Source organism: Sodalis sp. (in: enterobacteria) (genome assembly GCF_047607725.1).
In the GTDB taxonomy this organism is placed as follows: Bacteria; Pseudomonadota; Gammaproteobacteria; order Enterobacterales; family Enterobacteriaceae; genus JBLKSS01.
Genome location: NZ_JBLKSS010000125.1, coordinates 21,509 through 32,845 on the forward strand (window position 1 = coordinate 21,509; position 11,337 = coordinate 32,845).

Below are 11,337 nucleotides of genomic sequence, written 5' to 3' on the forward strand. Positions count from 1 at the left end.
CTCCAACCCCGGTAAGACCGCTTTCGCCCCGGGGCTGGCGCACTATGCAGGGCGACCCGATGCCGGACCAGATCCTTCAATATATCAACCCGCCGGCGCCGCGCCGGCCGCCGGTTAAACCTTCCTCTCCCCTCACCTGGCCGGATGACGCCCTCAACCGCCCTTTTTTAAAAGAACGGCTGGACGAATTCCACCGCTGGCTGGCCGACGCCTTCGATGCGGGCGAGACGGCGGAAACGCTGGTGGATGCCCGCCCGCTGTATATCGATCAGCTGTTACGGCAGTTGTGGTATTATCACGGGTTTGCCCATGCGTCCCATACCACGCTGGTGGCGGTGGGGGGATACGGCCGCTGCGAACTGCATCCGCTGTCCGATATCGATGTGCTGGTATTGAGCCAGGCGCCGCTGACGCCGCCGTTGCAACAGCATATTAGCGAACTGCTGACGCTGTTGTGGGATTTGAAGCTGGAGGTTGGCCACAGCATACGCAGTATTGCCGAGTGCCTGGAAGAGGGCCGCGCCGATCTCACCGTTGCGACCAACCTGATTGAGTCGCGCTTGATTTGTGGCGATTTGGCACTGTTTCTTACCCTGCAAAAGCAGTTGTTCAGCGATGACTTTTGGCCTTCGAGGGCGTTTTTCCCCGCTAAATTGGCGGAGCAGCAGGAGCGTCATTTGCGCTATCACGGCCAGCTACAGTCTGGAGCCGGACATTAAAAGCAGTCCCGGCGGCCTGCGGGATATCCATACGCTGCTCTGGATCGCGCACCGCCATTTCGGCGCCACCTCGATGGATGAAATGGTGGGCTTCGGCTTTATTACCCGCGCCGAGCGGGATGAACTCAACGAATGCCAAAGCTTTCTTTGGCGCATCCGTTTCGCCCTGCATCTGGTGCTGAACCGCTACGATAACCGCCTGCTGTTCGACCGCCAGCAGAGCGTGGCGCAACTGCGGCGCTACCAGGGAGAAGGCAACCTGCCGGTTGAGCGGATGATGAAAGATTTCTTTCGCGTCACCCGCCGCGTCAGCGAGCTGAATCAAATGCTGCTGCAGTTGTTTGATGAAGCTATCCTGACGCTGGCGCCCGATGAAAAGCCGCAGCCGCTGGACGACGAGTTTCAACTGCGCGGCAATCTCATTGATTTACGCGACGAGACGCTGTTCAGCCGACAGCCGCAGGCCATTTTGCGCCTGTTCTGGCAGATGGTGTGTAATCAACATATCGAGGGGATCTATTCGGCCACCCTGCGCCAGCTGCGCTATACCCGCCGTCACCTGAAGGAGCCGCTGTGCACGATCCCGGAGGCGCGCGCGCTGTTCATGCAAATTTTGCATCAATCGGGCGCGGTGAAACACGCCCTGCTGCCAATGCATCGGCACAGCGTGCTGTGGGCCTATATGCCGCAGTGGAGCAATATCGTCGGTCAGATGCAATTTGACCTGTTCCATGCCTATACCGTCGATGAACATACCATTCGGGTATTGCTGAAGCTGGAAAGCTTCGCCGACGAAAGCCAGCGGCCATACCATCCGCTGTGCGTGGAGCTGTTTCCGCGCCTGGGCCAGCGGCACTTATTGCTGGTGGCGGCGCTATTTCACGACATCGCCAAAGGGCGCGGCGGCGATCATTCCCAGCTCGGCGCCCGCGACGTGCTGGAATTCGCGGCGCTGCACGATTTGCCCGCCGAGGATGCCCAACTGGTGGCCTGGCTGGTGGAAAGCCATCTCGTCATGTCGGTCACCGCCCAGCGGCGGGATATTCAGGACCCGGACGTGTTGGTGCAGTTCGCCGGCGAAATGCAAAGCGAGAGCCGCCTGCACTATCTGCTGTGCCTGACGGTGGCGGATATTTGCGCCACCAACGAAACGCTGTGGAACAGTTGGAAACAAAGCCTGCTGCGCGAGCTGTTTTTCGCCACCGAAAAACAATTGCGTCGCGGTATGCATGTCACGCCGGATGTCCGGGTGCGGGTGCGGGTGCGGCACAACCGTCGAAAGGCGCTGGCGCTACTGCGCATGGAGGGGATCGACGAACACCGCCTGCAAGAAATCTGGAGCCGATGCCGCGCCGACTATTTCCTGCGCCATACCCCCAATCAGCTGGCCTGGCATGCGCGCCATATGGTGCTGCACAGCCGCGACGAACCACTGGTGCTGATTAGCCCGCAGGCCACCCGCGGCGGCACCGAGATTTTCATTCGCAATCAGGACCGCCCCTATTTGTTCGCCGCGGTGACGGGTGAGCTGGATCGCCGTAATCTAAGCGTGCACGACGCGCAGATTTTCACTAACCGGAACGGCATGGCGATGGATACCTTCGTGGTGCTCGAGCCGGATGGCAGCCCGCTGTCGCCGGACCGCCATCCCGTCATCCACCAGGCGCTGTTGCAAATCCTGCAGCCCGGGGATTACCACCATCCGCGGGTGCGCCGTCCTTCTCCCAAGTTACGCCATTTCAATGTGGACACCTCGGTGGTGTTTCTGCCTTCACCGACCGAACGGCGCAGCTATCTGGAGCTGACGGTGCTCGACCAGCCGGGATTACTGGCTCGCGTCAGCGAGGTCTTTGTCGATTTGGGCATTTCGCTGCACGGCGCACGTATTTCCACCATCGGCGAGCGGGTGGAGGATTTATTCATTCTGGCGGGCGGCGACCGCCGCGCCCTCAGCCCGGCAATGCAGGCGGAATTGCGGCGGCGCTTGACAGAGGCGCTCAATCCAAACGATAAAATGTGATACAAGTAACGCTATGAATTCCCATTAAGCCGACAGACAGGACACGACAGGATGCAGTCATTACAGCAGATTATTGAAACCGTCTTTGAACAACGCGCCGCGATCACGCCGGCTAACGTCGATGGCGCCACCCGCGACGCAATTAATCAGGTTATCGTTTCCCTCGACAGCGGCGCGCTGCGCGTAGCGGAAAAAATCAATGGCGAGTGGGTGACCCATCAATGGCTGAAAAAAGCGGTACTGCTTTCGTTTCGCATCGCCGATAATCAGCTGATCGAGGGCGGCGAAACGCGCTTCTTCGATAAAGTGCCGATGAAGTTCGCCGGCTGGGACAGCGAACGCTTCCAGCGCGAAGGATTCCGCGTGGTGCCGCCGGCCAGCGTGCGCCAGGGCGCCTATATCGCCCGCAATACGGTACTGATGCCCTCTTATGTCAATATCGGCGCCTATGTGGATGAAGGCACAATGGTGGACACATGGGCCACCGTCGGCTCCTGCGCGCAAATCGGCAAGAACGTCCATCTGTCCGGCGGCGTCGGTATCGGCGGCGTGCTGGAACCGCTGCAGGCCAATCCGACCATCATCGAGGACAACTGTTTTATCGGCGCCCGCTCTGAAGTCGTCGAAGGAGTAATCGTCGAGGAGGGCTCGGTTATTTCCATGGGCGTGTTTATCGGCCAGAGCACCAAAATCTTCGATCGTAAAACCTGCGAAGTGCATTACGGCCGCGTACCGGCAGGCTCGGTGGTGGTGTCCGGCAATTTACCTTCCAAAGACGGACGCTACAGCCTCTATTGCGCGGTGATTGTGAAAAAAGTCGACGCCAAAACCCGCGGCAAGGTGGGTATCAATGAGTTATTACGCACCATCGACTAATATTATCCACGGCGGCAGCGTTCGCGCTCGGTTAGTACGGCGGCAAATCCGGCCGTAAGTCACAGCTTATGACGCCGCCAGGCATCATAATTTTACCTATACCGCACATCACAAGGGGACGACCATGTACGATAATCTGAAAAGCCTTGGCGTTAATCATCCGGACGATATCGACCGCTACAGCCTACGCCAGGAGGCCAATAACGATATCCTCAAGATTTATTTTCGCCGTGACAAAGGCGAGTTTTTCGCCAAAAGCGTAAAATTCAAATACCCCCGTCAACGTAAGACCGTGGTGTCGGATAATGCGGCGGAAGGCTATCGGGAAATCAACGAAATCAGCCCCAATCTGCGCTATGTGATCGATGAGCTGGATCAAATCTGCCTGCGCGATCAGACCAAGGTGGATTTAAAACACAAAATTTTGGATAACTTACGCCACGCTGGAAAGCGTGGTATCCAATAAAATCGCCGAGATCGAAGCGGATCTGGAAAAACTGACCCGGCAGAAATAACCCCGCGACAGCCTGCGCGCGCGCAAAGACCGAAGACGGTCATGCCTGAGCCCGGCCTCCGTCCCGCCCGACGGCATTCCGCGCCGGGCAGGATGGGCTCGCCGCGTCTCGCCCTGCCGGACTGTATCCGGCCGCTAGCGCGCGGCGGCAAGCCTAGTAGGCCGTGCGCTGCGCCTATAACAGGGCGCCCCACTGCGCCGCCCAGGGGCAGGCCAGCGTTTCCGGCTCGGGATGCTCCTCGGCATCGATTTCCAGCGGATCACCGACCCGCGTGGCCCCCTGCTCCTGCAATAGCGCGTCGAAAGCGTGTCCCGCGCCGCAAAAGGTATCATAACTGCTGTCGCCCAGCACGATAACGCCATAGCGTAGCGCCGGCTGATGCCCCAGCTTATCTTTCACCTGCTGGAACAGCGGCACGATATTATCCGGCAACCCCCCTTGTCCGGTGGTGGAGGTAATGATGAGGATTACCCGTTCAGCATACGCCTGCCATTGCTCTAAGCCACCGTCCTCGAACAGGGTTACCTGGTGCCCCTGCTCTGTTAGCACCAACTCCACTTCTTCAGCGGTTAACCGTGCGTTACCGTATACCGTACCGACAAAAATACCTATTTGCGCCATGGCGCTCGACTCCCCTGACCTACTGCGCTTGATGAAAGGCCTTATCCTGACCCAAAGGCCCGGCAAACTCAACCCTTTCATATGCAGGGAGAAGGCCGCGCCAGCCGAATTGGCGCGTCAGCTGTTGCCAGCTGTCGTCCCAACGGGCGTCAATGACTAGCGGTACGCCGGTGACCGGATGCGACAGCGCCAATCGGCAAGCGTGCAGCATCAGACGGCGACAGCCGAAGGCGGCGGCAAAGTCGCGGTTGTGGCGCAGATCACCATGGGTGGTATCGCCTATAATCGGATGGCGCAAATGCGCCATATGGCGGCGCAGCTGATGTTTGCGGCCGGTAAGGGGAGAGAGGGCCATCAGGCTGTAGCGGCTGCTGGGATAACTGCCAACGGCAACCGGCATCTCCACTCGCGCCAAAGCGTGATAATGGCTCTGCGCCGGCTGCGGCGCTTTCTCGGGATGGGCGAATTTGTCGGCGATTTTATCCAGTTCCGGCGTCAACGCATAGTCGATAAACCCTTCGCCTTCCAGATAGCCGCGGGTGACCGCCAGATAGTGCTTTTTCACCTCATGGCGCTCGAATTGCTGTGCCAGCCTGTGGGCCACGTCGCTTGACAGCGCCAGCAATAGGACGCCGGAGGTCGGGCGATCCAGCCGGTGCACCGTGAACACATGTTGCCCCAGCATGTCGCGCACCGTTTGCATGACCACCACTTTTTCCTTGCGATCCAGCCAACTGTGGTGCACCAGCCAGCCGGCCGGTTTATTGACCGCCACCAGGTATTGATCCTGGTAACATAGTTCAATCATGCGCTTCACCGCCAAGCAGGCTATCCAACTGGCGTAATTGCTGCAATAACGCCTGCGCCTCGGGCAGCGCCTCTTCAAAATACGGCGTCAGGGCGAAGCGTTGCGGTAATGGCGCGTCGCGATCCAGGAGCGCATGCATACGCGGCAGCAAAATCCACTGCAGCCGCTGCTGCGCTTCCATCGTGTCAATGCAGAACGGCTCTACGCTGTCGAAGGCCGCGCGCGCCGGCGGCTGCGGCTGCCAAATCTCGGCGTCTCGCATCGCCTGCTCGATATCGAACAGCCGCTGACGAACCTGTTGATGTAACGTCATCTGATCCTCCCGCGCCGCAGGACCCGTCGGCGCCGTCCATGCAAAACCGCAAAGAATATCATCAGAGCGGGGCCAGTGCTAATTATGGGCGTAAAACGGACAATAGAGGAAATGCCGTCTGCGTTGCGCAAACGATTTTATTGTCAAGAGTGATGATTTCTGTGCGATAGAAAACGGACACCCTCATCCCGCAGCGCTAGGCCTCTTTCGTGCAGGGATAACGGTACGGCGGCGGTTGAGATTGGTCCTTTTTCCCGCCAGAGCAGTCCTGCGTCAAAGAAAAGGGGGTACTGTTTACACAGTACCCCCGGTTCGTTTTATAGCAATCCCGCTACATTTATGCTCCCTGCCTACCTCCATGACGCTTGTTATACTAGATAACATTGCAACAATCCGTGTCGGCAATACCCGTCCCTGCGCAACGCCTACGTTATCAAACGTATGTCCTTCAGCAATCCTTGCCTCGCCGGTGTTCCATTACCGGCTCACATTCTCCATCCTGGAGGTGTCCTGGGTATCATCCTGAAACTTGCGGGCTTCTTCCTGAGGCTGAGGCCGGTCCTATGCTAACCCTCCTCGCGCTGTCCTTGCGGCGCAATCCTGGTCAGTGGGCTGTCCTTGCTTTACTAATTTAGTTGTTAATATCGCTTAATCTTTCGTTCCAAACAAGAGTAGTAATATATATTTATATAGCGACAGAAAAAGGGAAATGCTAATAAGTCGTTATATTACGTTGATCTTACTGGATTAATTAAATTTTTAGCTAAATTTAATCTTTTTAAACACAGTTATTTCCTACAGTTATTGTAGTATATATCTTACAATAGTTTGCATAAAAAGGTGCGGAATTTACGCCGACAGCATCGGCCTCAGGCGGGTGAGGAAGCCGGCCAGATCGGCCGCTAGCACCTCGCGCCCTTTGCCGCCCACCTGCTCACGCAGTACCTGGCCGGTCAGGTTGCATAATGAAATTATAGTCAGTTCGGACGCGGTCGTGCCAATAAATAGCGTCGGTGTCTGGCGCAGCCGCTGTTGCATCAGCAAATGCCCTATCAGGTTTTCCTGCACGCGCACGAAATCGGACTCGCTCCAAACCTGTACCAGTTCGAGGGGTTCTCCCTCAAAGGCGGCCGGCATATCACCGGCGTACTGGCTGCAGTAATAGGCCTGCGCCGACGGCTGTAGCCACAAGGCAAGCGCCCGCTCGACGCCCGGCAGCGTCTGATCCGGCGCTGCCGGGCAGGGCTGACAGTAAACCGCGTCGCCGTCGCCACCGGCGACGCAGGGCGACGGTATGTCGGACACCCCGTGGCTGACGGGTAAACCGCCGGTCGTTTGTCGCCAGTCATCTACATAGCGCGCGGTAAAATCCGCCAGCGCAGCGGCCGGGTCCCTATTCTCTCTTATTTTACTGCTCCGTGCGGTACACTACGCCTAGTGTATCAGTAAGGCCCCAAGGTAAACACCATGACGCATTATGACCAACAGCATGCTTTGCAATCGCTGACACTGGTGAAACCCACTCCGTACCGCGAGCGCTATGATCCCTCGCTGCTCCAGGCGGTATCCCGTGCCCTCAACCGCGATCCGTTGGGGCTGCAGGCGGCGGCGCTCCCCTTTCATGGCGCCGATATCTGGACCCTGTACGAGCTCTCCTGGCTCAACGAGGCGGGCTTGCCGCAGGTGGCGATTGGCGAAATCGCCCTTAACGCCACCAGCGTAAATCTTATCGAATCCAAAAGTTTTAAACTGTACCTGAATAGTTTCAACCAGACCCACTTTCCCTCCCGCGAAGCGGTGCGCGACCGTCTCGTCGAAGATCTCTCCCGCTGCGCCGACGGCGAGGTGGCGGTCACGCTGTGCGCGCTCGACGAGTTTACCGGCAGCCCGGTGCTGGGTTTTGACGGCGAATGCATCGACGATCAACCTATCCGCATCGACGACTATACCTTTAGCAACCGCTGGCTTGAGGGCGCCGCCGGCGGACCCTCGGTGAGCGAAACGCTGGTTAGCCATCTGCTGAAGTCCAATTGTCTTATCACCCATCAGCCAGACTGGGGATCGGTACAAATCCGCTACCGGGGGGCGCGCATCGACCGCGAGGCGCTGTTGCGCTATCTCGTGTCTTTCCGTCAGCATAACGAGTTCCATGAGCAGTGCGTGGAGCGTATCTTCTGCGATCTGATGCAATTTTGCCGCCCGGATACCCTGTCGGTGTATGCGCGCTATACCCGCCGCGGTGGATTGGATATCAACCCCTGGCGCAGTAATACGCACTTTTCGCCGGCAACCGGACGGCTTGCACGGCAATAATGCATTGCGGCGCGCAAAAATTGCCCCGCTCCGCGTGGCGAGGGTGGTAAAACCTCCCCACCGGCCTTACTGTTAGCGAGGACGGGCCTTCAGGTCATTGGGCAAGCGTTACGCGCCTCCGTTCCCCAGTGCTAGGCCAAAATGGGATTCTCATTTTGTTGTATGTACCGGCATGACAAGGAGCTATTTTGATTACGTATATCAGCCCGCTAGGCTCCATGGATTTATTGTCACAACTCGAAGTGGATATGCTCAAACGTACCGCCAGCAGCGATCTCTACCGGCTATTTCACAACTGTTCGCTGGCGATGCTCAATTCCGGGATCCAGACCGACAGCAGTAAAGAGCTGCTTGAGCGCTTTCAGGATTTTGATATTAACGTTCTGCGCCGCGAGCGCGGCGTGAAGTTGGAACTGGTGAACCCTCCGGAAGAAGCGTTTGTCGATGGCCGCATTATTCGCTCGCTGCAGGCCAACCTGTTTGCCGTATTGCGCGATATCCTGTTCGTTAACGGCCAAATCGCCAGCGCCGGGCGGCATCAACATCTCAATCTGGCCAACGCCTCCCACATCACCAATCTGGTGTTTTCCATCCTGCGCAACGCCCGGGCTCTATACGTGGGCGAGGCGCCGAATATGATTGTCTACTGGGGCGGGCATTCCATTAACGAAAACGAATATCGCTATGCGCGCGCCGTCGGCAATCAGCTTGGCCTGCGCGAGCTCAACATTTGCACCGGTTGCGGGCCGGGCGCGATGGAAGCCCCCATAAAGGGCGCTGCGGTTGGCCATGCCCAACAGCGTTATAACGAGGGACGGTTTATCGGGATGACCGAACCCTCCATTATCGCCGCCGAACCGCCCAACGGCCTGGTGAACGAGCTGGTGATCATGCCGGATATCGAAAAACGCCTCGAGACTTTTGTGCGCCTTGGCCACGGTATCATCATTTTCCCTGGCGGCGTCGGCACCGCGGAAGAGTTCCTGTATTTACTGGGCATCATGATGGATCCGGAAAACGCCGATCAGATGCTGCCGCTGGTGCTTACCGGACCGGAGGAGAGCGCCGACTATTTCCGCGTGCTGGACGAATTTATCGTCAGTACGCTCGGCCCCCAGGCCCGCCGCTATTATTCCATTATCATCGATGATGCCGCGGAAGTGGCCCGCCGGATGAAAAAGGCCATGCCGGAGGTCCAGGAAAACCGCCGCCGCAGCGGCGATGCTTACGGCTTCAACTGGTCATTGCGCATCGCCCATGATTTGCAGCATCCCTTCGAGTCCAGCCATGAAAATATGGCCAACCTCAATCTGCACCGCGAACAGCCGGCCGAACGCCTGGCGGCCGCGCTGCGCCGTGCCTTCTCCGGCATTGTCGCGGGCAACGTAAAGGAGTATGGCATTCACGCTATCGAGCAGTATGGACCTTATCAACTGCATGGCGATGCGGAAATCATGCGGCATATGGATACGCTGCTGCAGGGTTCCGTTGCCCAGCACCGGATGAAGCTGCCCGGCAGCGCCTACCTGCCCTGCTACGAAATCCGGATTTAACGCTTACCGGCGCCGGCGGGAAGCCGGCGCCAGTGCTTTCACCGCGTGCGGGGCCGCCAGTCCTAATGGATAATCAGGATGGCACTCCATGTCGGTACATTTGTTGATAGTTGACGCGCTGAATCTTATCCGCCACATTCATGCGGTGCAGGGCGCTTCCTGCCTGGCCGCCTGCGGGCACGCCCTGCGCCAGCTTATTCTGCACTGCCGCCCCAGCCATGCGGTGGCGGTGTTTGACGACGACGAGCGCCACGAAAGCTGGCGCCACCAGCAATTGCCGCAATATAAAAGCGGGCGCGCGCCGATGCCGGAAGATCTGCAGGTGCTGATGCAGGCCATTCGCGCCGAATTCAACCGCGAGTCCGTCGCCTGTTGGCACGCCAGCGGCTATGAGGCGGGGACGATATTGCCGCGACGCTGGCATTCAAGGTGGCGGCAGGTGGGCATCAGGTGACACTGGTATCCACCGATAAGGGCTATTGCCAGCTGCTTTCGCCGTCGATACAAATTCGGGACTACTTTCAAAAGCGCTGGCTGGATATACCCTTCGTGGCGCGTCATTTTGGCGTAGAGCCGCCGCAGTTGACCGATTTTTGGGGGTTAGCGGGAGTCAGCAGCAGCAAAATCCCGGGCGTTGCCGGTATCGGCCCCAAAAGCGCCGCGCAGCTGATAACCGAGGCAGGCACGCTGGACGCCCTCTACCAGCGGCTTGAGCGATTGCCGGAAAAATGGCGGCACAAGCTGGAACGTGACCGTGATCTGGCGTTTCTCTGCCGTCGGGTGGCTACGCTGGACACCGCCGTGACGCTGCAGGGAAATTTACAGCAGTTGCGGTTACGTTAGCCGCCGCTTGAAAATAGCCGGTGGGCGACATTAGCCGCCGTTTGAGAATAGCAGCAGCGTCCCCGCCAGCGCGAGCCAGGGACCAAACGCCAGCGCCACCGCCGCACGCATAAAATACACATTAGCCCTGCCGTTGCCGCCAGCAGCAGCAGCAGCAACGCACGCCAACCCAACCAGGCGCCTAGCGCCGCCAGCAGTTTAAAATCCCCCGCCCCAAGCCCGTGGTGGCGGCATACCAGCCGGTAACAACCGTTGACGCACCATAGCATCAGATAACCGGTCACAGCGCCACACACCGCATCCGGCAGGGGCACAAAGGTGGCGCCGAGGTTAAACAGCAGCCCTAACCACAGCAGCGACTGAGTGACAACGTCAGGCAACCGCAGGGTGGTGGCGTCCACCACCGCCAGCAGCAGCGCACTCGACAATAGCACCGCCCCCGCCAGCGCGGAATGCAGCACCAGCCCCGCCGTCAAACCGAGCAACAGCAGTAGCAGTTGCCAAAGCGGTGGCGTACAAACGACCGATAGGGCTCTTTCTACCGGCGTTCCCTCCGCGGGTCCGGCGACCCCTAACGTTCCCCAGCCCCGCCATGCGTCGCGCCATCCCGCCCCTAAGGTGCAGATTCCGACGTATCCGATCATCTGTTCCGGCGACATCCGATCAGTTATTCCGATATTTTCCGATCACCCATTCCAGTGATATTCGATCACGTGTTCGCTCATCTTCTGACTCGGTTTTAGTCTATTTTTCCTG

Annotated in this window: 8 protein-coding genes and 3 pseudogenes; 6 read left to right on the forward strand and 5 right to left on the reverse strand. The window is 58.5% G+C overall.

The window, feature by feature from the left end:
* Positions 1-59: 59 nt before the first annotated feature.
* The 3 genes and pseudogenes from glnD (at position 60) to ACMX3H_RS11330 (ending at position 4,130) form a co-directional block, all read left to right on the forward strand.
* Positions 60-2,739, forward strand: a pseudogene (gene glnD, locus ACMX3H_RS11320) (bifunctional uridylyltransferase/uridylyl-removing protein GlnD).
* Between the two features lie 51 nt (positions 2,740-2,790).
* Positions 2,791-3,615 (forward strand): 2,3,4,5-tetrahydropyridine-2,6-dicarboxylate N-succinyltransferase, encoded by an 825-nt coding sequence (gene dapD, locus ACMX3H_RS11325; protein WP_415210916.1) that lies wholly within the window; start codon positions 2,791-2,793, stop codon positions 3,613-3,615.
* Between the two features lie 124 nt (positions 3,616-3,739).
* Positions 3,740-4,130 (forward strand): annotated as a pseudogene (locus tag ACMX3H_RS11330) (DUF3461 family protein).
* A 174-nt stretch (positions 4,131-4,304) separates the two neighbouring features.
* Here the strand turns inward: ACMX3H_RS11330 and ACMX3H_RS11335 are convergent.
* The 4 genes from ACMX3H_RS11335 to syd form a co-directional block, all read right to left on the reverse strand.
* A complete protein-coding gene (locus ACMX3H_RS11335; RefSeq protein WP_415210917.1) occupies positions 4,305-4,751 on the reverse strand; it encodes a flavodoxin in 447 nt (148 codons plus the stop codon).
* Between the two features lie 19 nt (positions 4,752-4,770).
* The gene (truC, locus tag ACMX3H_RS11340) at positions 4,771-5,559 is read right to left on the reverse strand and encodes a tRNA pseudouridine(65) synthase TruC (protein WP_415210918.1); all 789 of its coding nucleotides are present in this window, start codon (positions 5,557-5,559) and stop codon (positions 4,771-4,773) included.
* Positions 5,552-5,872, reverse strand: a complete 321-nt coding sequence (locus ACMX3H_RS11345) for a YqcC family protein (protein WP_415210919.1) — start codon at positions 5,870-5,872, stop codon at positions 5,552-5,554. The genes truC and ACMX3H_RS11345 overlap by 8 nt, the downstream gene beginning before the upstream one ends.
* Before the next feature lie 849 nt (positions 5,873-6,721).
* On the reverse strand, positions 6,722-7,279 hold the full coding sequence (gene syd, locus ACMX3H_RS11350) for a SecY-interacting protein (protein WP_415210924.1): 558 nt from the start codon (positions 7,277-7,279) through the stop codon (positions 6,722-6,724).
* 60 nt (positions 7,280-7,339) lie between these two features.
* Between syd and queF the strand changes: the two genes are divergently transcribed.
* From queF to xni, 3 genes and pseudogenes are all read left to right on the forward strand, one after another.
* Complete coding sequence (queF, locus tag ACMX3H_RS11355) at positions 7,340-8,185, forward strand: NADPH-dependent 7-cyano-7-deazaguanine reductase QueF (protein WP_415210920.1); 846 nt, start codon at positions 7,340-7,342, stop codon at positions 8,183-8,185.
* Between the two features lie 188 nt (positions 8,186-8,373).
* Positions 8,374-9,738, forward strand: coding sequence for a nucleotide 5'-monophosphate nucleosidase PpnN (gene ppnN, locus ACMX3H_RS11360; protein ID WP_415210921.1), 1,365 nt, complete (start codon positions 8,374-8,376; stop codon positions 9,736-9,738).
* Positions 9,739-9,826: 88 nt separating this feature from the next.
* A pseudogene (gene xni, locus ACMX3H_RS11365) lies at positions 9,827-10,581 on the forward strand (flap endonuclease Xni).
* Here the strand turns inward: xni and ACMX3H_RS11370 are convergent.
* On the reverse strand, positions 10,578-11,240 hold the full coding sequence (locus tag ACMX3H_RS11370) for a prepilin peptidase (protein WP_415210922.1): 663 nt from the start codon (positions 11,238-11,240) through the stop codon (positions 10,578-10,580). The pseudogene xni and the gene ACMX3H_RS11370 sit on opposite strands and share 4 nt — an antisense overlap.
* Positions 11,241-11,337: the final 97 nt, after the last annotated feature.